This window comes from Vibrio sp. Vb0937 (assembly GCF_033338855.1).
In genome coordinates, this window is record NZ_JAWOTK010000003.1 from 232,701 (window position 1) to 258,296 (window position 25,596).

22 protein-coding genes are annotated in these 25,596 nt (G+C 45.6%); 10 read left to right on the top strand and 12 right to left on the bottom strand.

The window, feature by feature from the left end; all coding sequences use genetic code 11:
• Positions 1–85: 85 nt before the first annotated feature.
• Positions 86–1,093, bottom strand: a complete 1,008-nt coding sequence (gene pspF / locus R7P67_RS07945) for a phage shock protein operon transcriptional activator (RefSeq protein ID WP_318085929.1) — start codon at positions 1,091–1,093, stop codon at positions 86–88.
• A gap of 232 nt (positions 1,094–1,325) precedes the next feature.
• Between pspF and pspA the strand changes: the two genes are divergently transcribed.
• From pspA to R7P67_RS07980, 7 genes are all read left to right on the top strand, one after another.
• Positions 1,326–1,997 (top strand): phage shock protein PspA, encoded by a 672-nt coding sequence (gene pspA, locus R7P67_RS07950; RefSeq protein WP_005378119.1) that lies wholly within the window; start codon positions 1,326–1,328, stop codon positions 1,995–1,997.
• A 14-nt stretch (positions 1,998–2,011) separates the two neighbouring features.
• Positions 2,012–2,245: an envelope stress response membrane protein PspB gene (gene pspB / locus R7P67_RS07955; protein ID WP_238765138.1), complete on the top strand. Its 234-nt coding sequence runs from the start codon at positions 2,012–2,014 to the stop codon at positions 2,243–2,245.
• Complete coding sequence (pspC, locus tag R7P67_RS07960; RefSeq protein ID WP_318085930.1) at positions 2,238–2,627, top strand: envelope stress response membrane protein PspC; 390 nt, start codon at positions 2,238–2,240, stop codon at positions 2,625–2,627. Before pspB ends, pspC begins: the two co-directional genes overlap by 8 nt.
• Before the next feature lie 161 nt (positions 2,628–2,788).
• Complete coding sequence (locus tag R7P67_RS07965; protein ID WP_005378114.1) at positions 2,789–3,820, top strand: efflux RND transporter periplasmic adaptor subunit; 1,032 nt, start codon at positions 2,789–2,791, stop codon at positions 3,818–3,820.
• A gap of 1 nt (position 3,821) precedes the next feature.
• The gene (locus R7P67_RS07970; protein ID WP_170897155.1) at positions 3,822–4,919 is read left to right on the top strand and encodes an efflux RND transporter periplasmic adaptor subunit; all 1,098 of its coding nucleotides are present in this window, start codon (positions 3,822–3,824) and stop codon (positions 4,917–4,919) included.
• Positions 4,916–8,026, top strand: a complete 3,111-nt coding sequence (gene vmeI, locus R7P67_RS07975) for an efflux RND transporter permease subunit VmeI (RefSeq protein ID WP_213963955.1) — start codon at positions 4,916–4,918, stop codon at positions 8,024–8,026. Before R7P67_RS07970 ends, vmeI begins: the two co-directional genes overlap by 4 nt.
• Before the next feature lie 72 nt (positions 8,027–8,098).
• Entirely contained in the window at positions 8,099–8,665 is a 567-nt protein-coding gene (locus R7P67_RS07980) for a DNA-3-methyladenine glycosylase I (RefSeq protein ID WP_318085931.1), read from the top strand.
• Positions 8,666–8,689: 24 nt separating this feature from the next.
• On the opposite strand, the gene R7P67_RS07985 is transcribed toward R7P67_RS07980, so the two are convergent.
• The 4 genes from R7P67_RS07985 to cls all read right to left on the bottom strand — a co-directional run bounded on the left by R7P67_RS07985 (position 8,690) and on the right by cls (position 13,589).
• Entirely contained in the window at positions 8,690–9,550 is an 861-nt protein-coding gene (locus R7P67_RS07985; protein WP_213903551.1) for a lipase secretion chaperone, read from the bottom strand.
• 12 nt (positions 9,551–9,562) lie between these two features.
• Positions 9,563–10,468 (bottom strand): esterase/lipase family protein, encoded by a 906-nt coding sequence (locus tag R7P67_RS07990; RefSeq protein WP_005378107.1) that lies wholly within the window; start codon positions 10,466–10,468, stop codon positions 9,563–9,565.
• A gap of 249 nt (positions 10,469–10,717) precedes the next feature.
• On the bottom strand, positions 10,718–11,923 hold the full coding sequence (locus R7P67_RS07995) for a cystathionine beta-lyase (protein ID WP_258480947.1): 1,206 nt from the start codon (positions 11,921–11,923) through the stop codon (positions 10,718–10,720).
• A 211-nt stretch (positions 11,924–12,134) separates the two neighbouring features.
• On the bottom strand, positions 12,135–13,589 hold the full coding sequence (cls, locus tag R7P67_RS08000) for a cardiolipin synthase (protein WP_213898138.1): 1,455 nt from the start codon (positions 13,587–13,589) through the stop codon (positions 12,135–12,137).
• A gap of 431 nt (positions 13,590–14,020) precedes the next feature.
• Here cls and R7P67_RS08005 point away from each other — a divergent pair, with 431 nt between their 5' ends.
• From R7P67_RS08005 to R7P67_RS08015, 3 genes are all read left to right on the top strand, one after another.
• Positions 14,021–15,391, top strand: a complete 1,371-nt coding sequence (locus R7P67_RS08005; RefSeq protein WP_042522154.1) for a sodium-dependent transporter — start codon at positions 14,021–14,023, stop codon at positions 15,389–15,391.
• A gap of 82 nt (positions 15,392–15,473) precedes the next feature.
• Entirely contained in the window at positions 15,474–16,166 is a 693-nt protein-coding gene (locus R7P67_RS08010) for a TIGR01621 family pseudouridine synthase (protein WP_005386705.1), read from the top strand.
• Between the two features lie 31 nt (positions 16,167–16,197).
• Positions 16,198–17,139, top strand: a complete 942-nt coding sequence (locus tag R7P67_RS08015; RefSeq protein ID WP_262652499.1) for a class I SAM-dependent methyltransferase — start codon at positions 16,198–16,200, stop codon at positions 17,137–17,139.
• A gap of 213 nt (positions 17,140–17,352) precedes the next feature.
• On the opposite strand, the gene R7P67_RS08020 is transcribed toward R7P67_RS08015, so the two are convergent.
• From R7P67_RS08020 to R7P67_RS08050, 7 genes are all read right to left on the bottom strand, one after another.
• Positions 17,353–18,408 (bottom strand): hybrid-cluster NAD(P)-dependent oxidoreductase, encoded by a 1,056-nt coding sequence (locus R7P67_RS08020; protein ID WP_005386701.1) that lies wholly within the window; start codon positions 18,406–18,408, stop codon positions 17,353–17,355.
• A gap of 81 nt (positions 18,409–18,489) precedes the next feature.
• Positions 18,490–20,151 carry a hydroxylamine reductase gene (gene hcp, locus R7P67_RS08025; protein ID WP_262652498.1) on the bottom strand — a complete coding sequence of 554 codons (1,662 nt, stop codon included), beginning with the start codon at positions 20,149–20,151 and terminating at the stop codon, positions 18,490–18,492.
• Positions 20,152–20,325: 174 nt separating this feature from the next.
• On the bottom strand, positions 20,326–21,855 hold the full coding sequence (norR, locus tag R7P67_RS08030; RefSeq protein WP_213898142.1) for a nitric oxide reductase transcriptional regulator NorR: 1,530 nt from the start codon (positions 21,853–21,855) through the stop codon (positions 20,326–20,328).
• Positions 21,856–22,057: 202 nt separating this feature from the next.
• On the bottom strand, positions 22,058–22,537 hold the full coding sequence (locus R7P67_RS08035; RefSeq protein WP_005386695.1) for a glycine zipper 2TM domain-containing protein: 480 nt from the start codon (positions 22,535–22,537) through the stop codon (positions 22,058–22,060).
• Positions 22,538–22,660: 123 nt separating this feature from the next.
• Entirely contained in the window at positions 22,661–23,272 is a 612-nt protein-coding gene (locus tag R7P67_RS08040; protein WP_047100743.1) for a CDP-alcohol phosphatidyltransferase family protein, read from the bottom strand.
• Positions 23,265–23,912, bottom strand: a complete 648-nt coding sequence (locus tag R7P67_RS08045) for an ATP-binding cassette domain-containing protein (RefSeq protein WP_042522013.1) — start codon at positions 23,910–23,912, stop codon at positions 23,265–23,267. Before R7P67_RS08045 ends, R7P67_RS08040 begins: the two co-directional genes overlap by 8 nt.
• Positions 23,878–25,587 carry an ABC transporter permease gene (locus R7P67_RS08050; protein WP_262652497.1) on the bottom strand — a complete coding sequence of 570 codons (1,710 nt, stop codon included), beginning with the start codon at positions 25,585–25,587 and terminating at the stop codon, positions 23,878–23,880. Before R7P67_RS08050 ends, R7P67_RS08045 begins: the two co-directional genes overlap by 35 nt.
• Positions 25,588–25,596: the final 9 nt, after the last annotated feature.

Consider the following 25,596-nt stretch of genomic DNA (forward strand, 5'->3'; position numbering starts at 1 on the left):
TACACTGTAAGGTGTTATGCCATAAATGCATGCGAATTAGAGCGCAGTCACGAGCTCGTGTATTGATTGAGTACTCTCGGTCAAGTTAGCTTTGTCCGACCAAACCATATTTTCTAACCATCCCTCGTAATTGGTGATAGCTCAAGCCAAGTAGCTCGGCTGCTTGTCGTTGATTAAACTTGGCTTCTTCCAACGCACGATTGAGTAAATGGATATCTTGTTCCTCTTGCCATTGTTTATAGTCTAGAGGGAATTGGATGGTGTTGCTTGATGCTTCCTCTTCTTGTTGTTCTGCTTGTGTTGCACTATGGCCAAGCGCGCTGTGCCAAACCGTTTCAAAAGGATTGAAAACCAGTTCATCAATTGGGTGAGCATTCAGACCATGTTGGTAAATCGCACGTTCAATCACGTTTTTTAGTTCGCGGACGTTACCGGGCCATTCATATTCAATAAGCGACTGCTGCGCTTTTGGGGTAAAACCGACAAAGTATTCCAGTTGCAGTTCACGACACATTTTCATCGCGTAGTGCTCTGCTAAAGAGAGAATGTCCTCTTTGCGCTCGCGAAGAGGCGGTAACATAATGACATCGAAGGCTAGCCTGTCGAGCAGATCTGCACGAAAATCACCTTGCTCTGCCAATTTTGGTAGGTCGGCATTGGTTGCACAAACAAGTCGAACATCCGCCTTTAGAGCGGTATGACCGCCAACTCGCTCATATTCACCATATTCAATGACACGTAATAGCTTTTCTTGAACCAAAAGTGGTGCGGTTGCCAGTTCGTCAAGAAACAAAGTACCGCCCTCGGCACGCTCGAAACGCCCTTTATGCTTACCTTTAGAGCCCGTGAAGGAGCCGGATTCATGTCCAAACAATTCGGAATCTATTAGCCCTTCGCTTAATGTCGCACAGTTGAGTGATAGTAGTGGTTTATCCCAACGTCTTGATAAATAATGCAAACGCTGAGCGATGAGTTCTTTACCCGTACCTCGCTCACCAATGATGAGGACAGGGCGCTCAATGGGTGCAAGTTGTGATACTTTATCTAGTACAGCGAGAAAAGCAGGTGATTCACCAATCAGGTTTTGCTTCATAAAATCCTTCTTATTTAACAGCCGAGCCATGATTCAGGGATAGAGTTGGTAAATTTCACCAACAGTTGGTGAAAAACATCATAGCACAATAGTGTGTAACGACAACAAAATGAATAACGCTCTGATTTAAAAGAAAATTATAAGTTGGCACGTTACTTGTTATATATTCAGGGAGACACAAGGTTAATCACCACCTTGTCGAGTTTTAATAGGAAAAAAGAGGAGTTCCGTTATGGGTATTTTTTCTCGATTTGCAGATATCGTTAACTCAAACATCAGTGCATTACTGGACAAGGCGGAAGATCCTGAAAAAATGATCCGTCTTATCATTCAAGAAATGGAAGACACACTTGTTGAAGTGCGTACTAACTCGGCTAAAGCGATTGCAGACAAGAAAGAGTTGGCTCGTAAGGTTGAAACGTTAGAAGAGCAAATTGGCGAATGGGGCCAAAAAGCGAGCTTAGCATTAGTGAAAGAGCGTGAAGATCTAGCTCGTGCAGCGTTAATTGAAAAGCAAAAGCTAGAGCAAGTGATTAAAGGCCTCCACACTGAGCAAACCTTAGTGGAAGAAACGATCGATAAGCTTACTGGCGAGATTGGTAAGTTGGAAAGCAAAATTGCCGAAACGCGCGCAAAACAGCAAGCACTAGCAATTCGTAACCAAACTGCATCTAACCGTCGTGATGTGCAAAAACACCTGCACACTAGCCGCACTAATGAAGCGATGGCGAAATTTGAGCAGTACTCACGTAAAGTGGATGAAATGGAAGCGGAAGCAGACCTGTATGCTCAAACTGGTAATGCTAAATCGCTAGAACAAGAGTTTGCAGAGTTGCAGGCACAAGACGAAATTGAAAAAGAGTTGGCAAAACTGAAAGAACAGATGTCATCGAAAGATAAATAAGAAAGGAGCCATTTATGTCGGCATTTTTTATAGCAGGACCAGTGATTGTCTTTTTAATCTTTGTCGCTCCACTATGGCTCTTCTTACACTATCGCAGCAAACGCAAAACAGATAGTGCACTGTCGAGCCAAGATTTAGAGCGCCTTCAGATACTATCTGAAAAAGCGGAAGCGATGCAGTCCCGAGTTGATACATTGGAGCGCATCTTGGATGCTGAGTCACCAACATGGAGACGAAAGTATGAATAATCGAGAACTGTATCGTGATCCAGTAAATGGCAAAATCTCCGGTGTTTGCGCCGGAATTGCCAACTACTTTGGTGCAGAAGTTTGGTTGATTCGTATTGTAGTGATTTCTGCAGCGCTGTTAGGTGGTACGTTTTTGGTATTGTTAGCGTACATCGCGATGGCGTTTATGTTAGAAAAGCAACCAGTAACGTATTCTGAAAATATCAGAGCGCAGCAAGAGCATACGCTCAAAAGTAAGCCTTGGCAGAAAGGGCAAAGCCCTGATCAACTGCTCAGTGTGTTGGAAAGGGATTTTGACCGTCTTGATGGCAAAATTCGTAACATGGAAGCGTATGTTACGTCTGATGCATATAGGGTGAACAGAGAATTCAGTAAGCTCTAGGCATTTTGTATCCAAAGAAGATTTAACTGAAGCAGGCATAAAGCCTGCTTTTTTATCACAAATTACTAATTTTAAAGCACTATTAATCTTTTCTGCTCTGGAAGTTCGTTCAAAATTCATCTACTTTAAAAATAATCCCCCAATTTTTATGGATGAATGTAATGAGAAAATTGCTCATTCCTATTGCCATCTCGGCTGTCTTGTCGGGGTGCGGTAAAGAACTTCCTCCTGTTCCTGAACCTGAATCGCGCCCTGCGAAGCTATTTACAGTATCTGTTGGCAATGCCCAGTTTGAGCGACATTTTCCTGCTACGACGGAAGCTGGCGATAGAGCAGTACTGACATTTCGAGTTCCTGGGCTTCTTCAAACGATAGAAGTGAATGAAGGTCAAGTCGTCAGTAAAGGTGATGTTTTGGCGTCATTAAACCCAGATGAATATTCTCTGCTCGAACAGCAAGCTCGGGCAAATTTTTTGCTCGCAGATGTGCAATACAAGCGATACCAAAAGCTACGTAAAGACCAAGTAGTATCTGAGCAAGATTTTGATGAGGCAAAAGCGAATCACAACTCGGCAAAAGCTCAATGGAATCAAGCAAAGGCAAACTTAAGATATACCAAACTTGTCGCGCCATATGATGGCACCATTTCGTACATTCCAGCAGAAAACCATGAATATGTTGCCGCGAAAGAAGGGGTGATGAATATTCAGTCCAACCAACTCCTCAAAGTGATATTCCAAATCCCAGACTATCTTCTAAATCGTTACACGCAGGGGAGCGATGTCTCTGCCAGAATGATATTTGATGCGTTCCCCGAGCGAGCCTTTGACTTAACCTTTCAGGAAATCGATACAGAAGCCGATCCTAAAACGGGCAGTTACAAAGTCACGATGGTCATGGAGCGACCAGCAGAAATAGGCCTTTTGCCGGGAATGTCTGGCAATGCTTACCTCCTGTCCAAAAGTGCAGGAGCGACAAAGATTCCTAACTCCGCGTTGCTAGAAGAGAACGGCAAAACATACGTTTGGCGTGTCGATGAGCAAGGCATTGTGTCCAAAGCCGCAATTGAGATGAATGACAAAAATCAAGTGTTAGCTGGGCTTAACGATGGCGACCAAATCATTATCTCGGGTGTCAGTGTAATTGAACCCGGAATTAAGGTAAGAGCGTGGATTAAGGAAAGAGGGTTGTAATATGAAAGGAATCATCTCTCTAACGACTTTACTTTCAACGCTTTTTCTCGTTGGCTGTGGGGATAAGGCGCCAGAAAAAGAGCTCGAAACGCCACGAGTTAGAGTTACGTCATTAGCGGGAAGCAAGGTGGATGACAACTTGTACTTCCCTGCGGTTGCGAATGCAGCGGATCGCTCTCATTTGAGCTTCAGAGTGGCAGGAGAAGTCAGCAGCATCATGGTAAAAGAGGGCGACAAAGTCACGAAGGGTGATGTTATTGCAACACTAGATCCTACTGACTATGAGTTGGATGTAGATAATGCGAGTGCGCGTTTTTCTGTTGTCGACAGTCAGTATCGCCGCTCACGCCCTTTGGTCGATAAAGGCCTATTAGCTAAGTCTCAGTTTGATGAAATTGCAGCACAACGACAAATCGCCTTAGCTGAGCTTCAGTTAGCCAAACTTCGTCTATCATTTACTGCCTTAAAAGCGCCCGTGGATGGGATTATTTCGCGAGTTAATATCGACCAATTCGAAAATGTTCAAGTCGGACAGCATATCGTTAATATTCACAGCTTGGAGCGAGTCGAAGTGTTGATTCAGCTTCCTGACCGCCTCTATGTGAACCAACCGCCAACGGAAGAAAGGCTTACCGCGATCAAAGCATTAGTGCGCGTGCCCAGTGGTAACGAATATAACGCGACGGTAAAAGAATTTACAACCGAACCCGACCCAACAACAGGTACGTTTACTGTCACACTGTCGCTTCCTATGCCGGAAGAAGAGTACATCCTAGATGGGATGGCTGTTGAAGTAACGTCTAAAGACGAGAATGTTGGGCTTGATCTCAACCTAGGAATTAATGTCCCTATCGAAGCCATTTTTAATGCGGATGGTGACGAGCTGGGGCGCGAAAACAAATTTGTTTGGGTACTGAATGACGACAATACGGTATCGCGCAAACAGGTGCGAGCAGGTAAGGCATCTAAAACGTCCATTCAAATCCTTGATGGTCTCATGCTCAAAGACAAAGTTGTGATTGCCGGTGTTTCTCGATTAAGGGATGGCATGAAAGTGGAAGTGATACAGGAAATGGCTACGCAGGAGGCCGGTCTATGAGCGATCTTAATAAATCAGCGCCTCAAAGTGATGATGATGTGACCGGTATTGCTGCGTACTTCATCCGAAATCGCGTCATCAGTTGGATGTTCGCACTGATATTTTTGATTGGTGGTATCGCCGCATTCTTTGGTTTAGGGCGTCTTGAGGACCCTGCTTTTACTATTAAAGATGCGATGGTAGTGACCTCTTACCCTGGTGCAACACCGCAACAAGTCGAAGAAGAAGTGACGTACCCAATCGAAAAAGCGATTCAGCAGCTTACTTATGTTGATGAAGTCAATTCGATTTCTAGCCGGGGATTATCTCAAATCACGGTCACGATGAAGAACAATTATGGCCCTGATGATCTACCACAAATTTGGGATGAGTTGCGCCGTAAAGTGAACGACCTTAAAGGGACGTTGCCTCCAGGTGTGAATGAACCTCAAGTGATCGATGATTTTGGTGATGTTTACGGGATTTTGTTAGCGGTGACTGGCGACGGTTATAGCTATAAAGAGCTACTGGATTACGTCGATTACTTACGCCGAGAGCTCGAACTGGTTGATGGTGTGAGTAAAGTTTCGGTATCCGGGCAACAGCAAGAACAAGTTTTCATCGAAGTATCGATGAAAAAGCTGAGCAGTATAGGTCTTGCTCCGGATACCGTGTTTAATCTTCTTTCGACGCAAAACGTGGTTTCTGACGCAGGAGCGATCAGAATTGGTGACGAGTACATCAGAATTCAGCCGACTGGCGAGTTCCAGAGTGTGGAGGAGCTGGGTGATTTGTTAATTACTGAGTCGGGTGCTCAGGGGCTCATCTTCTTGAAAGATGTGGCGGAAATAAAACGTGGTTACGTAGAAGTCCCGAATAATATTATTAATTTTAACGGCAGCCTCGCACTAAACGTGGGTGTTTCTTTTGCTGAAGGCGTCAACGTCGTTGAAGTCGGAAAAGCGTTTGATCATCGCCTTGCAGAGCTAAAGTACCAACAACCTGTTGGTATCGAAATCTCGGAAATTTACAGTCAGCCTAAAGAGGTGGATAAATCGGTTAGCGGTTTTGTTGTGAGCTTGGCTCAAGCTGTCGGTATCGTCATTATCGTACTTCTGTTCTTTATGGGGCTACGTTCAGGTCTGCTTATCGGTTTAATTTTACTGCTGACGGTGTTGGGTACGTTCATTTTCATGAAATATCTCGCGATAGATTTGCAGCGGATTTCATTAGGTGCCTTGGTTATCGCGTTAGGTATGTTGGTGGACAATGCAATCGTCGTGGTTGAGGGGATTTTGATTGGTACGCAAAAAGGGCGAACTCGACTCCAAGCAGCGACCGACATTGTTACCCAAACAAAGTGGCCATTACTTGGGGCAACTGTGATTGCGGTAACTGCATTTGCGCCAATTGGACTGTCTGAAGACTCGACGGGCGAATACTGTGGCACTTTATTTACGGTTCTGCTGATCTCTTTAATGTTGAGCTGGTTTACCGCTATCTCGTTGACACCATTCTTTGCTGACATCTTCTTTAAAGGCCAGAAGATTAAACAAGGTGAAGGGGAAGAAAATGATCCATATAACGGGGTTATTTTCGTTATTTATAAAAAGTTTCTTCAGTTTTGTATGCGTCGTGCTTGGTTTACCGTTGTGGTGCTGATTGCGGGATTAGCGGCAAGTGTTTACGGGTTCACCTTTGTGAAGCAAGCGTTTTTCCCATCTTCGACAACGCCGATTTTTCAGTTAGATGTATGGATGCCAGAAGGAACTGATATTCGAGCAACCAACACAACGCTTAAAGAGTTAGAAAGTTGGTTAGCTAAGCAAGAGCATGTTGACCATATCACGACGACCGCGGGTAAAGGCTTACAGCGCTTCATGTTAACGTACGCGCCAGAGAAAAGTTATGCGGCTTATGGTGAGATAACCACTCGTATGGAAAACTACGAAGCGTTAAAACCATTAATGGCGAAGTTTCGAGAGTATTTAAAAGCCAACTACCCAGAAATCAATTACAAGCTCAAACAGATTGAGTTAGGCCCTGGTGGTGGTGCAAAAATTGAAGCGCGCATTATTGGTTCAGATCCAACCGTCCTTCGTACGATAGCCGCTCAGGTCAAGGACATCATGTACGCCGATCCTCAGGCAACAAATATCAGGCATGATTGGCGTGAACGAACCCAAGTTCTTGAGCCTCAGTTTAATGAGAGTCAGGCACGTCGCTATGGCATTACAAAATCAGATGTCGATGACTTCTTGTCCATGTCATTCTCTGGAATGACGATAGGTCTTTACCGAGACGGCACTACGCTCATGCCTATCGTGGCTCGCTTACCTGAAGATGAACGCATTGATATTCGTAACATCGAAGGCATGAAAATATGGAGTCCAGCACAGAGTGAGTTTATCCCACTTCAACAAGTCACAATGGGTTACGACATGCGTTGGGAGGATCCTATTATTGTGCGTAAGAACCGTAAGCGTATGCTCACTGTGATGGCAGACCCAGATATTCTAGGTGAAGAAACCGCATCGACGTTGCAAAAACGCTTACAGCCCCAAATCGAAGCGATTCAATTACCACCAGGTTATTCCTTAGAGTGGGGTGGTGAATACGAATCTTCAGGTGATGCTCAAGAGTCACTGTTTACTACTATGCCAATGGGGTACTTGTTCATGTTCTTGATCACTGTATTCCTATTTAACTCTATCAAAGAGCCACTCATTGTTTGGCTTACCGTGCCGCTGGCGTTAATTGGTGTCACCACTGGTTTATTGGCGCTCAACACGCCGTTTGGTTTTATGGCATTGCTCGGCTTCTTAAGCTTATCGGGAATGGTGCTCAAAAATGGCATCGTATTACTGGACCAAATTGAAATTGAAATGAAGTCCGGTAAAGAGGCTTATGACGCGGTCGTTGATGCTGCGGTAAGTCGCGTCCGTCCCGTTTGTATGGCTGCTATCACGACGATCCTTGGTATGATCCCACTGTTGCCAGATATTTTCTTCAAACCAATGGCGGTTACGATTATGTTTGGTTTGGGTTTTGCGACAGTCCTGACACTGATTGTCGTGCCAGTGTTGTATCGTTTGTTCCATAAAGTGGCAGTACCGAAACAGGCTTAGTGCTACTGATATAACGATGAAAAATATCGCGCCTCTAGCTCATCAGTTAGAGGCGCTTTTTAAGGAAGAATAATGACAGAACAAAAAACGTGTGCGTGGGCGATGAATCACCCATTAGAACGCGAATATCATGATTCCGAATGGGGCGTGCCAGTATATGACGACCAAGTCCTGTTTGAATTTATTACTTTGGAAGGTGCGCAAGCTGGGCTTAGCTGGATCACCATCCTTAAAAAACGCGAAGGTTACAGAGAAGCGTTCGAGAACTACGACCTAGATGCGTTGGAACAAAGAAATGAAGAACGCGCTGAATACATCGTGGAAAACTTCGATGTTGTGAGACATCGCGGAAAGATTAACTCGGTATTTAGTAATGCCAAAGCGGCTAAAGCGTTAATTGCTGAATACGGGAGTTTATCAGACGCGTTGTGGCAGTTCGTGGACGGTGAACCAATCGTCAATCAATGGCAACATATGAGTGACGTACCAGCTTCGACAGAGCAATCCAAAGCCATGAGTAAATTCCTAAAAAAGAAAGGCTTCAAGTTTGTCGGTGAAACCATCTGTTATGCTTTCATGCAAGCCGTCGGCATGGGGGATGACCATATCGTTGGATGTCCTAAAAAGCAGAATAAGTGACGTTTGGCTATTAAGCTAATGTTGTTAGTTCTGGCTATCATGAATACGTTCCAAAGCTTCGATTCGACGCCATTGAGTGGCATCGAAGCTTTGTTTTCTTAAAGCAATGATTTCTGCCTGTTTTTCGTCTTGCCCTAGAAAATCCCTATTCAGAATATTTTGACGCTGCTTTAAGTAAGTGGCGAGTTGAGTCTTAAATGATGCTCTTTGCTCATCAAGCTTTTGCAGCCTCTGCGCTCCGGCATCTCCTACCAGAGCAACACGGGCGATGTACATGTCTTGTGAATCAAGCTGAGAAGCTTGCTCGAGCTGCTCTGCTAATGCGTTATTGCGTTCACTTTCTCGTATGTAATCCGGTTGTTCTGATAACGCTTGATTGAGAAGGTGGGTCTGACTCTCGATATCCGATGCCTGTTTTTTGATCGTCAGCTTTTCTAATGCAAGCTGGCGAAGTCGGTTTTCTTCGTCAAACAACTGGGTTATCTGCACCTCGTTAAAGTATTGAAGCTGTAAGTTCAGTATTGCTTCATTCAGCATGGTTAAATGTTCAAGCGTTAGGTGGTTGTGCTCAAAAGGCTCTAATGCAGAGAGTGCTTGCTTGTAGGAAAGGTAGGTTTGAAAAAGTTTGGCATCAATATTCAGAGTTTGCTTTGCTAAAGTGTCATCATTAACTTCCGCTTTGATCGTATCGAGATCTTCTTCGCCCAGCCGGCTAAGAGAATATTCGAAGAAGTCTTTTGGGGAAGAGACATCGGCGGCTATATCTTGCTGAGATTGCGAATGGTTAGAGGTTATCTCTTGTTGTTTGTCGCTTTGCAACAGAGAAAGCGCTCCCACGCCAAATATCGAGAGCAGGATAAAAGTGGTGAGAGCGACTTTCTTCATTGTGATGACCTCTTATAAACCTTGAAGTTTGAGACGATTTGCATGTTGGCGATAAAGCGTGACTGGATCGGTTTCAAAAAGATGATGAATACCGAGTAGGCCGTTAATTTCATCCAAATGGTTCATTTGATAATCATCACGTATGACTTTGCCCAAATGTGTGCTGCACGCACCAACTAAGCCATCATTTGGCCCATCAAAGGCTAAGCCAAGTACCATCATGGCAGCATCGGTCGGATCGAAAACGTTTGTAAAAGTGGATGATCCGGTCCATGAGTAGTAATAAACGCCATTTGAAGCCAGCAAGTCACCATTACCACATTCACTGGTAGGGACTCCCTCCGGGTAGTGTTGGTTAAACGCTAATGATCCTTCCGTGGTTAATGCTGCTAATGAGGCCAAAGGGTCTTGGTCGAGATCAGAACCACCTGATAGAAGATTAATAAGAGTGGTTAAACCTTGCGCCAGTTTTACCGCGAGCTGCTCACTACCCGACCCCTCAGATACGGTGCCACGAACTAAATCTGCCACTTTAGACCCTTTATTAACGCCACCTATACTCGTAACTGATGCGACTAGGTCAGGACGGACAGAGGCAACATAGCGCGTTGTTGGACCACCATGACTGTGACCAATGAGATTGACTTTCTCTGCGCCTGTTGCTGCAAGTAAGGTTTCGACTTGAGCAAGCAGTTGCTCCCCTCGAACTTCGCTGCTATTGGTCGCGGATACCTGCGCTACATAAACTTTAGCGCCGTCTTTCGTTAAGGAATGTGGTATTCCGAAAAAGTAATCAACGCCTGCCAGGGTATCAAAACCAAACAAACCGTGAACCAGAACAATCGGATACTTGGTTTGGGTATAACCTGTTGCAGCGTATACGGAGGTTATTGGGACGGTAACTAAGGTAAAAAGCATTAGCGCTATAAATTTGAGTTTCAAAACTATCTCCTTGTGGTATGACCTCTTATGAATGATAAAAAGTAGGAGAGAAACTCTAAATTTGGAAAGCCTATTTGTGGCACATTATTTCATTCTGTGACTGCTCAATTGAAAAACAACACAAATGATTAACATTAATTAATGGTTCGGGTGAATGTTTAGTTAATTCTAATTAAGTCAGGGAGTTATAAAAACGCCCCGCAATGCAGGGCGATCCAATCATTGTTATAGGGAGACTTCTTTTTCAAGCATTAAGGCATTATAACGCGCAAAACCAGCCTCTAAATCAGCGATCAAGTCATTTACGTCTTCTAAGCCAATATGAATACGAACCAAAGTACCTTCAAAGTGTGGGTGAGCTACGGTTCTCAGGCTGTTAAAGCTCTTAGGTTCGTTAGCTAGAATGAGGCTTTCATAACCGCCCCAAGAGTAACCCATACTGAAGTGTTTCATGCCATCAAGCAGAGCCGTCGTCGCTTTTGGATAAGACGTTTTGAGAACAAATGAAAACAAGCCGTTTCCACCTGTGAAGTCTCGTTTGAAAAACTCATGGCCAGGATTTGTTTCTAAAGCGGGATGGCGGACATGATCAACTTCTGGGCGAGAAGCGAGCCACTGAGCGACTTTTAAACTGCTTTCTGCGTGCTGTCTTAGGCGAACATCCAACGTGCGAATACCTCGAAGACCTAGGTATGCGTCGTCAGGAGAAACGCACTGACCCATCAGGTAGCTTTGTTCACGAAGCTGATCCCAATACTTTTCAGAAGCCACAGCAGTACCTAGCATGACATCTGAATGTCCAACGATATACTTAGTTGCCGCTTGAATGGAAATGTCTACGCCATGCTCGAAAGGAGAGAAGTTCACGCCTGCTCCCCATGTGTTGTCTAGCATCACGATGATATCTTGCTCGTGGGCAATGCGCGCTAATGTAGGCACATCTTGGACTTCCATGGTTATTGAACCAGGAGACTCCAAGAAAAGGACTTTGGTATTCGGCTGAATCAAGTCTTGGATACCTTCACCGATCATTGGGTCATAATAGGTGGTTTCGATACCCATCTTCTTCATGATGGTGTTACAAAAGTCACGAGTTGGTTCGTAACAAGTGTCCACCATTAGAATGTGATCGCCAGTTTCAACGAAAGAGAGGATGGCGTTTGAAATTGCTGCCGTTCCACAAGGGTAAAGCGCGCAACCAGCTCCACCTTCAATCTCAACCATTGCGTCTTGGAAAGCAAAGTGCGTGTTGGTGCCTCGGCGACCATAAAACAACGTTTTGTTTGCACGATTAATGGTGGCTTGGTTCTTTTCTGCAACGGTATTGAATACCACTGTTGAAGCGCGTTGAACGGGTGGGTTTACAACACCATTTGTCCACTTTTTATCGCGGCCAGCGGTAATGAGTTTGGTTTTTTTTCCCTCTGACATAAAAGTTCCCTGTCTTAAATATTGCGGTTTTGAATATTTAAAACATGGACGACGTAGGTTATGCAAGGGAAAAGTCGACTATCAGCCAATAACAGCCAAGATGAACAGGTAATGATGTCGAGAGGTATCGTGTAGATAGGGAGCTAAAAGAACAAACCTCCAGCAGGATGCATGTAGCGCTGGAGGTTTTTTAGTCGGTGTATTTGAGGTATTAGAGGAGTGGGTTGAAGAGATAGAACACTCGCTCTAAGAACCGAGAAAATAGGCTCCTTTTCTCCCATTCTTCCAATACAACAGTGTGAGATTGCTTAATATAGCTATCTTGTAACCAAGACATTTGCTTGGTGAACTCTTCGTCATCAACGGCGAGGGTCACTTCGAAGTTCAGCCACAAGCTGCGCATATCCATGTTTACGGTGCCAACTAAACAGAATTGGTCGTCAATTACGACAGATTTTGTATGCAGCAAACCACCATAAAACTCATAAATCTTGACCCCTGCACTCAAGAGCTCACTATAAAAAGCGCGTGACGCCCATTGCACCATCATAGAGTCATTTTTATGGGGAATAATGAGTTCAACGTCAATGCCTCGTTGTGCTGTCATCTTTAACGTTTCGAGTAAATCAGCATTGGGCACGAAATATGGTGTTGTGATTCGTACCGAGCGATTGGCTTGGTTTATTGCCAATGTTAATACTTGATAGATCAGATATTCCGGCATACCTGGGCCAGAAGGCACAACCTGAATAGGGTGTTGGAATTCACTCTCATCGATCTTGCATTCAGGTAGTCTTGGTAAATGACGTTCGCCAGTTTCGACTTCCCAATCCCAACAGTGGATGGCACTCAATACGTTTACCGTTGGTCCCGTAATGCGAACCATGATGTCCACCCAATGCCCGACGCCACTGTTTTGCTTGAAGTAAGCCGGGTCAACCAGGTTCATTGAACCGGTATAAGCAATTTCATCATCAATTACGATGATCTTGCGATGTTGGCGAAGATCAAGACGACGTAAGAAAATACGCCACATCTTCACTTCTAGCGCTTGAATAACTTCAATTCCAGCATCCTGCATCATTCGATACCAAGGACTTCTGAAAAAACGTGGACTACCTGCTGAATCGAGCAATAGCTTGACATCTACGCCGCGTTTAGCCGCTTGAATAAGCGCAGAAGCGACAGAGTCAGCCAAACCACCCGGATGCCAAATGTAGAATACCATTCGAATACTGCTCTGCGCGTTTTCGATGTCTTCAATAACGGAATGCAAAATCTCATTAGGTGACTGTTGCAGCGACAATGTATTACCGCTCAATGCGGGAAGACCAAGGCGGTTGTTACAAAGTTCATCAATTCGGTAGATGTGCCTTCCCATCGTTTCTGGGTTGTGCGCGTTACAGTCGTTAAGCTGACTGAACCACTTCTCGAATGGTGTAAACATCTCTTTCGCACGTTCGGCTCGCTTTCTGCCTAAGTTCAGTTCACCGAAGAGGAAATAACATGCGACACCCAGAACGGGAAGGATATAAATGATCATTAGCCAAGCTAAAGACACGCTCACTGCACGGCGCTTTAAAACGACACGAATGGTCACACCTGCGACCAGTAACCAATATAGCCCGATGCCAGCTAAAGTAAGAAAGTGATAAAACTTGTCCATATACGCTCAGAGTAATATGCCCTTCTAGGATATTAAGCATAAAAGTGGGTTGGGGGGAATAGATTTCCCATTTAGACGTGGGATTGACCTTATATGAGGAACGAATTTCATAACAGCTGATTCTGTTATTTTAATGTGAAAAATAAGGCCATTCTTTAACTTTTGAACAAAAAAGCAGCATTTAACCTGCGTAACTCGACACTTGTGCGATAAATGTACTTTTTTGGGGTTCCAATTTTAAAGGGGAGCTGCTTTACTTTCTAGACATAGTGCGTCGAACGCTTATTTTATAAGTGTACAATAATTTTTACATAAACTTTTTAGACGCCTATCTCTATGCATACACAACAAACTAATTTTGGAGAAAAAGCGTGGCTACAACTAATACAGCAGCACCACGTGATACGTGGGGGTCTAAACTAGGCTTCGTAATGGCAGCAGCGGGTTCCGCTGTCGGTTTAGGCAATATATGGAAATTCCCTTACACAGCAGGTGAGAGTGGCGGCGGTGCATTCGTTGCTATCTATCTTATCTTTGTAATTTTTATCGGCTTTAGCGTGATGCTGACAGAGTTCGCTATTGGTCGTAAGACAGGTCTTTCTGCCGTAGGTGCATTCAAAACAACTGACCGACGCTGGACGTTCACTGGCGTTATGGGAGTCTTCAGTGGTCTTTTGATCATGGGCTTCTACCCTGTGGTTGGTGGTTGGGCATTGGCCTACATCTTTAAAGTGGGTGGTGGTCTACTCAGCGCGCCAGAAGCAATTGGCGACAGTTTTGGCGGTTTCATCTCAGATCCGATTCAACCTTTAATGTGGATGGGTGTTTACCTGTTCCTTAATGTCATGATCGTGATGAAAGGGATTTCGGGTGGTATTGAGAAAGCCGGTAAGGTTCTGATGCCGCTTCTGTTCTTAATCCTAATCGTTGTTTCTGTTAAAGGCTTGATGCTGCCAGGTGCAATGGCTGGCCTTGAGTTCTTATTCATGCCGGACTTTTCTAAAGTCGACAGCAACGTAGTTCTTGCTGCACTAGGGCAGGCGTTCTTCTCACTTAGCTTAGGTATGGGTTGTATGATGACGTACGGTTCTTACCTGAAGAAGAAAGAGAACCTAGTTCAAACAACCGGTATGGTTACTGCGATGGATACAGGTGTCGCGATTCTTGCTGGTGTTGCTATGTTCCCAGCAATGTTTGCCTTTGGCATGGAGCCTGCAGCAGGCCCTGGTCTTGTATTCGTTGTCGTTCCTCAGCTATTTGCTGAAATGGGCGGTGTGATTGGGTTGCTATTCGCGTTGCTATTTTTCATCGGTTTGACGGTGGCGGCATTAACTTCTTCAGTATCACTATTGGAAGTTGTCGTGTCTTACCTAATCGACGAGAAAGGCATGAAGCGCTCTAACGCAGTTCTGTCTGCAAGCGCAGTTATGGCGGCATTATGTATTTTTGCGTCACTATCGTTAGGTGGAATGGGACCAACGCTGTTTGGTACCGGTGCCTTTGATATCTTCGACTTGCTAACGGACAAAATCTTCCTAGCGGTTGGTGGTATGTTGGTTTGTATCTTTGCTGGATGGCGCCTAAGCCGTGCTGAGCTAGAAAAAGAGATCACTAATGACGGCGAAGTATCCTTCCCGCTATTTGGATTGTGGTACAACCTAGTTAAATACCTGATTCCTGTTGCGATTGCTATTGTTGCCTTCATGGGGATTAAGTCTGGCTTTGACAGTGGCAAAGGTGAAATCATGCTGCTGGGTATCGCAATCATTGGTCTTGCTGGCATTTTCTCGAAGAAGCTTTAGCAAAGACCTTGGGGGCAAGCCTCGATAGCTTTGTCCGATAACTTATGTATACTGCTGGCTCCAAACGTGGAGCCAGTTTTTTATGTTCGATATTCTACATACCCATCCCGATTTTCTGATCATCAATAAGCATCCTAACGTCTCTGTTCATAAAGACGATGGCGACACAATGCTGCTGCAAGAAGTGGCTAAGCAGAGTGGTGATGAGCATCTCTATCTTATCCATCGCTTGGATAAAATGACATCGGGTATTCTGCTCCTCGGACGCAACGCCAAAGCGGGCAGTGCGTTATCGCAAGCTTTTGCTGACCGCCAAGTGGAAAAGTTCTATCTGGCGATTGGCTCTAAAAAGCCGAAAAAGAAACAAGGTTTGGTCGTTGGTGATATGGAGCGTTCGCGCCGTTCATCATGGAAGCTGGTCAACAGCAAAAATAACCCAGCCGTTACCCAGTTTTTCTCTCTTGCGGCAGAGCCCGGAGAGCGTTTATTTTTATGTAAGCCGCACACTGGTAAAACGCATCAAATCCGCGTGGCATTAAAATCGGTTGGCTCAGGTATTGTTGGCGACCCGATTTACAATGCAGGCAATGAGGCTGATCGCGGTTATCTGCATGCATTTTCACTTTGCTTCCAATACCGAGATGAGCAATATTGCTTTGTTTGCGATCCACGAGAATACCAAGTGCTTGGTAACAAATGGCACAGTGAAATCGTCTCTCAGGGTTTGGATACTTGGCTTTCCCCCTGGGAACTGAACTGGCCTACGATCAAATAACCGTCACAAAGAAAACTAATAAGAGAACTCGATGCAAGCATCACAACTTTCGCTGTTTTTTCAGCATCTAGAAACCGAGCTCGCGCAAGCTCCGAATGAAATTCGTCGACTGTTTCATGGTCGTGGTCGTCGTTTTGAGGGCCTAGAGCAAATCACCTGTGACTGGTTACAAGGTCAGTTGATCATCAACTTGTTTAAAGAAGTCGATGACGTGTTTCTCGCTGAGCTGAAAAGCGGCCTCAATGCGTTGGCACTATCACCACTGTGGGCAGACAAGCAAGGTCGCACTATGGTTCTTCAGCACCGTTATGCCGATGGTGCGCCTTCAGAAGTGCTTGTCGGTGAATTAGACGCTCGCCCTGTCGTTGAAGAAAGCGGTTTGAAATACCAATTGGATATTGGCCGCAACCAAAACTTCGGTCTGTTTTTGGACATGCGCTACGGTCGTGATTGGGTTCGCGAAAATGCGAAGCATAAAAATGTGCTCAACTTGTTTGCTTACACGTGTGGCTTTTCTGTCGCTGCCATTGCGGGTGGTGCAGATAAAGTGATTAACGTCGACATGGCGAAAGCGTCGTTGTCTAAAGGCCGTGAGAACCACAAGCTAAATGGTCATAACATCAACCAGGTAAGCTTTATGGGGCATGATATCTTTAAATCTTGGGGTAAGATTAAGAAATCTGGTCAGTATGACTTGATCATTATCGATCCGCCTTCATTCCAGAAAGGCAGCTTTGCGCTGACTAAAGACTACAAAAAGATTCTACGTCGATTGCCGGATTTGTTGGCAGAAGGCGGTCAAGTGATGGCATGTGTGAACTCACCATCTGTGACAAGCGACTTCTTGATTGAGAGCATGAAAGAAGAAGCGCCAGAGTTGACATTCCGTGAGCGTCTGGATAACCCGCCAGAGTTTATGGACGTAGACAGCGAAGCAGCATTGAAAGTGTTGTTGTTTAGCGAGAAGCAATGACGACGAAACGAAAGTTGTACCTATCTATAATACCAGCCGTTTGAGTACGGCTGGCATCTCCGCGATACCCCGTCAATCTGAATAGCGAGACGCGAGTGTGATTCAGAGTCTATTATCAGAGTGAGTTATTCCTAACACGCTGATTTTAGATTCCTGACCTCGCTTAGGCTCGTCGGAATGACGGGAAACAATAAAAGATCGATACCAGCAGCATTAACCGATCTGCACTTCAAGATCCGCTTCGATGGTTGATGAGCAGGCGAGCACATAGCCTTGTTCAATTTCTTCTGGCGTTAATGTTTCTAGGCTGGTGGAAGAGATGCTGCCTTGACGAACCTTGCATTTGCACGAGCCACAAATGCCGCTACGACAAGCGACGATTAATGGTAAACCTGCGCCTTCAAGCACATCGGCCAGTACCTGACCTTTTTGCGCATCGATGGTTTGAGCAAAGTCAGGAACAGAAACACGAACAACTTCATCGGAGACCGATGTTTCTGCGCCAGTCGCTGGCGTAAAACTCTCTTGGTAGAAGTTCGTCATGTCAAAACCAAGGTCATTCAAATAGCCGTGAACATCTTGCATAAACTGGCTTGGACCACACAGGTAAACGGTGCGCTGTTTGAAATCAGGAACAAGCTCTTTAAGCCAGTCGGCATTCAAACGACCTTGTGGATGCGATGTTCCTTCGCGGTTTTTCAGCAACAACTTTAAATTGAAGTTGGGATATACGGCGTCTAACGTTTCTAGCTGATCGTAGTAAATCGTCTCTTCTGGGCTGCGTGCAATATGAAGAAATGCGATGTCCACATCGTTGTCGTTTTCATCTTGATTACTCAGCCAGTGCTTTGCCATCGAAAATACGGGCGTGACGCCGCAACCTGCACTGATAAGCAAGGCTTTTGTTTCGCCATCACGTAACACGGGTGGATGGTCGATGCAGTTAAATTCGCCTGCTGGTGGTAATGCTTGAACAGTATCACCGAGCAGCAGCGAGTCAACGATGTAGTTCGATACTTTACCGCCAGATACTCGTTTGATTGTGAGTTGAAGGTGATCGTCTTCATTGATCGAGCTGATTGAATAGGCACGAAACTCCATTTTTCCATCAATTTCGACGCCCAAGTTAATAAACTGGCCAGGCTTAAACTGAAACAGAAGTGATTCGGTTAGTTCGGCCAATTTTATGCTGACGGTGTCGTGTGTTTCGAAGTATTTGTCGATGCAACGGAGTGTGACGGGTTGGTTACCTTGCCATTCAAAAAACATAACAATCTCTTTGGTTGTGGCTATTTTTGGTTCGAAATAGATAGCGCCTCCGCGTAAGGAGGCGCGTAACAAGCAAGTTTATTAAGCTGCTAGGATGGCTTTTAGATCATCCTGAACATTGCCAATACTGCGCATATCGAACTTCTCTTGGATGATGGCGATTAGGTTTGGCGTTAGGAATGCTGGTGCAGTAGGGCCTGTGTAAATGCCTTTCACGCCCAATGCAAATAGCGTTAGCAAGATAACGATCGCTTTTTGCTCGAACCAAGAAAGCACAAGCGTGAGTGGCAGTTCATTGATGTCACAGTCAAACTCTTTCGCCAGTGCAAGTGCAAGCTGGATTGCAGAGTAAGCATCGTTACATTGGCCCACATCCAATAGGCGAGGAATGCCGTTGATATCGCCAAACGTATTCTTGTTGAAGCGGAACTTACCACACGCCAAGGTCAGGATTAGCGTGTCTTCTGGTGCTTCAGCCGTAAAATCGGTGTAGTAGCTACGTTCCGCTTTATCGCCGTCACAACCGCCGACTAGGAAGAAGTGCTTGATGTTGCCTTGCTTCACTTGGTCGATAACCGCAGGGGCGGCGTTCATCAGTGCATTTCGACCAAAACCAACCGTGATGTGGTGTTCGATTTCATCGTGTTGGAAACCATCTTGCGCTAGAGCACATTCAATCACTTGGCTAAAATCATCGCCTTCGATGTGAGCCACACCAGGCCAGCCAACAATACTACGAGTGAATAAACGGTCTGCGTATTGACCCACATTTGGATTCAACAAGCAGTTTGACGTCATTACGATTGCGCCAGGGAAGTTTGCGAATTCTTTCTGTTGGTTTTGCCATGCGCTGCCGTAGTTGCCGACAAGATGAGGATATTTCTTCAGCTCAGGGTAGCCGTGTGCAGGCAGCATTTCACCGTTGGTATAAACGTTAATGCCTTTGCCTTCAGTCTGTTGCAGGATTTTTTCTAGGTCATGCAAATCATGGCCAGAAACAAGAATACATTTGCCTTTTACTGGCTTGACGTTCACCGTGGTTGGTTCTGGATGGCCGAAGGTCATTGTTTCACCTTGGTCGAGCATTTCCATCACTTTGTAGTTCATCAGGCCGATGCGCATTGAGCAATCAAGTAGTTCGCCGAGATCTTCAGGGTCTGTGCCCAACCACGCCATGATTTCATGGTATTCGGCATAGATATCGTTGTTGGTTTGCTCAAGAACACGTGCGTGCTCCATGTACGCGGCTGCACCTTTAAGGCCGTATAGGCAAAGTAGACGCAGGCCAATCACATCTTCATGTACTTGGTCTTTACCACGGTTAACGGCAACTTGAGGAGCAAAAGCTAAGATCGCTTCTGCGCTATTTGGTAGCTCAAAGTGAGAAACAACAGGGATGTCAGCAACTTCGGTATCGGCGAGTGTTGCAGCAGACATTACTTGCTCTTTTAGCAATGCTTTGTACGTTGCCGCTTGAGAAGTTAGCTCTAGGACACGTTCAGGGTCAAAGTTTACGTTCGTCAATGTAGAGAAAAATGCCTTTGGTGCCCATTGGTTGATTTCATCGTTAATGATGTTGAATTCAAGTGCTTTTGATGCCCAAAAAGAAACCCCTTGCAGTGTGTAAACCAACACGTCTTGAAGGTCAGATACTTCAGAAGTTTTACCACACATACCTTGTGCAAAAGAACAACCTTTAACAGCAGGGGTTTGAATTGTCTGTTCACATTGAATACAGAACATATTGGGTTCTCCAGTGATTGTTTTAATAGTCGTGATGTTGACCACTAGAGAGCAGAATGTGTGCCAATTGTTATCTTGTTGATTTGTATTGAATTTTATCAGATTTAGGAGAGTGGTTGATGTAATTAAGACAACGGGGTTGATGTCTTAATTACATCGGCTTCTTGTGGTTGGTTATTTATTGATCCCGAGCTTTTTACCCATCCGATATAAGTTCCCGCGATCCATTTGTAAAAACTCCGCTGCTTTTGCCCAAACGCCACCAGTTTGGCTCAAAGCATGTTCAATTAAATCACGTTGATAGCTTTCTATTAGCTCTCGCATTGGTTGGCTTTCTTTAGGCAGATAATGCGATGTGTTTTTTACATCATCGAGAGCCAGTGAGGTGTCAAAATGGTTAAGCATGATCGTGCTTGCACCTTGTTGAATGGCGTGTAAAGCCGCGCGAGTTAAAGTGTGTTCGAGCTCGCGTACGTTTCCGTACCAAGGTAAAGACTCCAGTTGAGTCAACACTTTAGGGTGAACGTGAAGATTGGGCGCATTAAATTGTTGGCGTACCTTTTCTAACAGATATCCGGCTAAAACGGGAATATCACCGTCACGGGCACGAAGTGGGGGAACTTGGATTGGGAATACGTTTAAACGGTGGAAAAGGTCTGCTCGAAACGTGCCAGCTTCGACCTCTTTTTCTAATTGTCGATTGGTCGCGGCGATGATGCGCACATTGACCATCAAATGCTGATCGCTACCCACACGTTGCAGCTCGCCTTGCTGAATTACGCGCAGCAATTTTGCTTGCAAAATCATAGGCAGTTCGCCCACTTCATCAAGGAAAATCGTTCCACCGTCTGCCAGTTCAAACTTACCGGCACGGTGGCTATTAGCACCTGTAAATGCGCCTTTGACATGGCCAAACAGTTCACTCTCAGCCAGACCTTCAGGCAGGGCCGCACAGTTGACGTAAATCATCGGCTTATCGCTACGATGAGATTGCGCGTGTACCGAGTGCGCGACCAGTTCTTTACCAGTACCGGTCTCTCCTGTGATAAGTACTGCGTAATCTGATTGAGCAACAGTCGCAATGTTGTTTCGTAACTGGTTGACCTGTGGACTAAAACCCACCATTTCGCCATGTTGAGAACGGGCTTGCTGGATAAGGGTTTGAGTGACGCTTTTTTGCTTCTGGTTTTGCGCTTTGAGCGCTTTTAATTGCGCAATGTTACGCAATGTCGCAGCGGTCAAAGCCGCAAAGGTTTCGATAGCGACAGGATCGATGCCATCAAACGCGCCCACCGTTAGTGCATCCATCGTTAGTGCGCCAACAAGTTGGCCTTCGACATACAAGCTAAAGCCCATGCAATCGTGAACATCAATGCATTGGTCTTCAGTTAATAGTGTGCCGTCGAAAGGATCCGGCAGTGAACAATCGGCATCGAAACGCACCGGTTCACGGCTATGAATAATGGCATCTAAGCGAGGGTGCGCTTTGGGGAAATAGCGACGACCTAAGACCGAGCTGGATAAGCCTTTTACCGCGACAGGAGTTAGAAACCCATCCTCATCGAAGATAAACAGGCAGCTCGCATCACATGGGAATACTTGCGCGACCCCATCAATGAGATTTTGATATTGCTGCTCGTGAGAGCGATTTGAGCTGAGGTTTAGCGCGATATTAAGGAGTACGTGGTCAACAGTCGGAGTCATAACAAGCCCAAAGTTATCTGGAATGGGCTCATGCTAGCAACTTGATGTCATTTGAACATCGAAAGGTGTGGGAGATTGATGTTCCATTGACGACGATCAAGTTTGATACGAAAAGAAACGCGCAAGTTAACAAGCCAGTGATGTAAGCTTGCGCGGGTTAGGTGTTTGAATTAAAGCAGGCCAAAGGTTTGGTTCGTCCGAATTAACGAGGAACGACTCTGGCGTCATTACCAGAAACATTGATTTGGACCGCTTGGCCTGGTTGGAAAATCATGTTTGGATTTGCTTCTTGAACAATAGAGATAATCTTTCCGTCCTCTAAACGAATGGTCAGATTCACGCCATTTCTTTTCGCGGTTGCTTCAGCCGCTTTGCTGCCTGCATAGCCACCCAATAGACCACCACCAATGGCAGCGATATCCGAGCCAGAACCGCCCCCAACTTTTGAGCCTAAGATCCCGCCCACGGCAGCACCAGCGATGGTGCCAATGGCATTGGATTGGGTAGAGGCATCAATGGTTACGGGTTCTACTTTTTCTACTGTGCCGTAGTAAACCTGCTGAACTTTGCGAGTGTCGGATGAGCCGTATGCATCTCCGTACGGGTTAGGTGAGCTACAGCCGCCAAGCACGAGCGCACAAGTAATGGTGAGCAACATGCCTAAATTGATCTGTTTTTTCATATAGCCTCCGAATGGTTTCTTCATTCAAAGAGTATATACCCCAATTTAACCTGCGTTTTGGTGCTTTATAAAACAGTGGCTTAGCGGCCTGTCCCTTAAGGAAACGCGATTGTCTAAGCAGTATTAATGATCGTTAAGCGTATGAAACCCTGAATAAATACGTGTAAAAGTAGTAAACCAGCATGCCGCGCCAAAGATATACGCGATGACGGCAAAGTGTTGCGGTAGCAAACAAAATAAAACCAAGCAGCCAATGGTTTCTGTACCTTCGGTTAAGCCGCTCATGTAGTAAAGCGATTTGTTTTTATATACCGGATTATCGATGCCTTGTTTTCCTGCCATGATGGCAAAAGCCAAAAAGCTGCTACCAGTGCCGATGAAGGAAAAAATCAAAAATGCGCCTGCAACGGCATTGTGCTCTGGGTTGGCAAGCACAAAGCCAAAAGGAATCAACGAATAGAACAAAAAATCTAAGCTGATATCAAGAAAGCCACCCGCATCGGTAATGCCTTGAATCCTTGCCAGTGCACCGTCTAACCCATCACAGATTCTGTTCAGCAAAATAAACAGCAACGCCAACAAGTACTGTTCGGTGATCAAAGCCGGCAGGGCAAAACAGCCAAGCACAAAACCAAATACTGTCGTCTGATTTGCGGTGATGCCACATTTATCGATATATGTCGCACTGAGTGCCAGCGGTTTGCGGATGAGCTTTATACTCAGGCTATCAAGCATGATTTGTCTCCCACGGCCAGTTTAGGCAGCGGCTGCCATCAGGAATATCATCTTCATCGTGCGTTACCATCAAAGTAGGGATGTTCGCTTGCTGCAATTGTTCGACCACCCAATTGCGAAATTGTACACGCAGGTCTTTATCCAACTTGCTATAGGGCTCATCAAGTAGCGCAACTTTCGGCTTTGCTAGCAGCATACGAGTCAATGAGATACGGGCGCGTTGCCCTCCCGAAATTTGGTCAGGAAAGGACTCTGCTAGTTTGGTCAATGAAATGTTCTTCAGTGCTTGCATGGCGTGAGCTTTACGCTCTTCACCTTTGATTGAGTTTGGTAGCGCGAAGGCAAGGTTCTCCCACACCGTTAAATGAGGGAAGAGCAAATCTTCTTGGAACAGAATACCGACCTGACGCTTATGGGCAGGGAGGGCATCCAACTTTTCGTTATCAAGCGTAATGGATCCAGAGTAGTTGAACTCGGCGGATAGGTGCCCGGCAATGGCATCCAACAAAGTGGATTTACCACAACCGCTAGGCCCCATCAGGGTAACGATTTCACCTTTTTCTACGGTCATATTGAACGCCGAGAAAAGCGCGTCGCCATTGGTTTTACGGATGGCGAGGTTTTCGAGACAAAGACTCATTCAGTAGTAAACCTTTTATAGACAAGCGGCGATACTTCCTGTGCAAGTGGCTAAGCAGTATCGCAAAAGAGAAGAACAAGAATGGCAGCAGAGCTTGCCAAATAGCGTAAATAGCGGTGACACGTCGGTCAAAACCACTGGATAGTGCAACGGCTTCGGTTGTGATGGTGCTAATGCGCCCAGCCCCTAGCACCAATGTCGGTAGGTATTGCGCCAGACTTACGCTAATACCGATAGCCCATGCGAATGCAATCGCAGGCAGGAGGATTGGTAGTTTCACTTTTAACCAAGCTTGCATCGGTGATTTACCCAAGCTGAGAGCGACACGAGTTAACCCATTGTCGAAGCTGCGCCACGGACCGTCTAGCGAGAGGTAAATAAATGGGAACGCAAAGAATACATGCGCCCAGCATACCCAAAAGAAATACGCGTTACTGTTTAAGTACAGTGTTACCACTTGCATACCGAATAGCACGGATAGCTGAGGAATCAGCATCGGGATGGCGATGATGTAACCGGGCACCTGCCAGCGATAACGGAGACGATACTCATGTGCTATTAAAGCAAGAACTAGCGCGACAGCCGCGCTGATCAGGGCGATTGACATACTTTGTTCTAGAGTCCCTAGAATACTGTGCCATTCGTATTCCCAAAAACGCAGGCTGTAACGGCTTGGGAGCAAATCTGGAAAGCGCCAACGTTGGGCAAAGCTCCACAGCACCATGAGTGGAATCATTAGAAGTGCAAGTAGAGCAATCAGTGAAAATAGGGTTTTACCGGGTAAACGAAACCCGTTTCGACCAGAGTACTGCCAGCGTTTGAAGCCTTTGGTAATACACCATTCCATTAAGCGTGCAAATCCAATCAAAACGCTAGCGATCGCAAACAGTATTACTGCGCCAGCGGCAGCTCTTGGTAGGAGCGATAAATCTGGATCGTTAAACCATTGCCATACCAAAACCGCGAACGTCGGTGGGTTGGTAGGGCCAATAATCAGGGCGACATCGACAACGGACAAACTGTAAGCCAATACCGCCAGCATTGGGAAACGAAGTTTTGCTAACCATTGCGGAAATACGCATTTCCACCACGTTTGCGCGGAACTGTAGCCCATCGAGTGACTGACTTTTTCAACCTTATCGACTTTCAATTGCTGAAGGATCGGAATACTCATCAACAATAAAAACGGCACTTCTTTAATCGCAAGCATGATGACCAAACCGAGTGCATGTGGGTCTTTAATCAGCAATGCTAAGTCATTCACCGTTTGTGCATTCGGGTCGTAACCAAACAGTTGGTTGAGAACACGAACGCCCATACCCGTAGGGGCAAATAAGAACGCAAAGCCAATGGCAAACGCGACGTGCGGCATAGCGAGAAGTGGGGAAAGGCTAACTTCAATTTTTCGCCAAAACTTGCTGCCCCAAGACGCCTGTAGAATGGCAAACGTGATGAAGCAAGCCAAGTAGCTACTGAAAATGGCGGAGTAGAAAGTAAGCCCGATGGATGTCCAAACACCTTCCCAATCAAAGACGGCATTGAAGCCATCAAAAGAAAAGTGGTGTAGACCGATAGGAGGTACATAACCGAGCGCAGAGACCACCACTCCAAATAGTCCCGGAATGGTAGGCAAAATACAAACTGCGATAATGACTAAATACAGCGCTCTTAACATGGATTCTTA

Bases quoted from the DNA above. Each gene is read 5' to 3' on its own strand.
- pspF (WP_318085929.1), bottom strand. From the start codon at position 1,093: ATGAAGCAAAACCTGATTGGTGAATCACCTGCTTTTCTCGCTGTACTA.
- pspA (WP_005378119.1), top strand. From the start codon at position 1,326: ATGGGTATTTTTTCTCGATTTGCAGATATCGTTAACTCAAACATCAGT.
- pspB (WP_238765138.1), top strand. From the start codon at position 2,012: ATGTCGGCATTTTTTATAGCAGGACCAGTGATTGTCTTTTTAATCTTT.
- pspC (WP_318085930.1), top strand. From the start codon at position 2,238: ATGAATAATCGAGAACTGTATCGTGATCCAGTAAATGGCAAAATCTCC.
- R7P67_RS07965 (WP_005378114.1), top strand. From the start codon at position 2,789: ATGAGAAAATTGCTCATTCCTATTGCCATCTCGGCTGTCTTGTCGGGG.
- R7P67_RS07970 (WP_170897155.1), top strand. From the start codon at position 3,822: ATGAAAGGAATCATCTCTCTAACGACTTTACTTTCAACGCTTTTTCTC.
- vmeI (WP_213963955.1), top strand. From the start codon at position 4,916: ATGAGCGATCTTAATAAATCAGCGCCTCAAAGTGATGATGATGTGACC.
- R7P67_RS07980 (WP_318085931.1), top strand. From the start codon at position 8,099: ATGACAGAACAAAAAACGTGTGCGTGGGCGATGAATCACCCATTAGAA.
- R7P67_RS07985 (WP_213903551.1), bottom strand. From the start codon at position 9,550: ATGAAGAAAGTCGCTCTCACCACTTTTATCCTGCTCTCGATATTTGGC.
- R7P67_RS07990 (WP_005378107.1), bottom strand. From the start codon at position 10,468: ATGCTTTTTACCTTAGTTACCGTCCCAATAACCTCCGTATACGCTGCA.
- R7P67_RS07995 (WP_258480947.1), bottom strand. From the start codon at position 11,923: ATGTCAGAGGGAAAAAAAACCAAACTCATTACCGCTGGCCGCGATAAA.
- cls (WP_213898138.1), bottom strand. From the start codon at position 13,589: ATGGACAAGTTTTATCACTTTCTTACTTTAGCTGGCATCGGGCTATAT.
- R7P67_RS08005 (WP_042522154.1), top strand. From the start codon at position 14,021: ATGGCAGCAGCGGGTTCCGCTGTCGGTTTAGGCAATATATGGAAATTC.
- R7P67_RS08010 (WP_005386705.1), top strand. From the start codon at position 15,474: ATGTTCGATATTCTACATACCCATCCCGATTTTCTGATCATCAATAAG.
- R7P67_RS08015 (WP_262652499.1), top strand. From the start codon at position 16,198: ATGCAAGCATCACAACTTTCGCTGTTTTTTCAGCATCTAGAAACCGAG.
- R7P67_RS08020 (WP_005386701.1), bottom strand. From the start codon at position 18,408: ATGTTTTTTGAATGGCAAGGTAACCAACCCGTCACACTCCGTTGCATC.
- hcp (WP_262652498.1), bottom strand. From the start codon at position 20,151: ATGTTCTGTATTCAATGTGAACAGACAATTCAAACCCCTGCTGTTAAA.
- norR (WP_213898142.1), bottom strand. From the start codon at position 21,855: ATGACTCCGACTGTTGACCACGTACTCCTTAATATCGCGCTAAACCTC.
- R7P67_RS08035 (WP_005386695.1), bottom strand. From the start codon at position 22,537: ATGAAAAAACAGATCAATTTAGGCATGTTGCTCACCATTACTTGTGCG.
- R7P67_RS08040 (WP_047100743.1), bottom strand. From the start codon at position 23,272: ATGCTTGATAGCCTGAGTATAAAGCTCATCCGCAAACCGCTGGCACTC.
- R7P67_RS08045 (WP_042522013.1), bottom strand. From the start codon at position 23,912: ATGAGTCTTTGTCTCGAAAACCTCGCCATCCGTAAAACCAATGGCGAC.
- R7P67_RS08050 (WP_262652497.1), bottom strand. From the start codon at position 25,587: ATGTTAAGAGCGCTGTATTTAGTCATTATCGCAGTTTGTATTTTGCCT.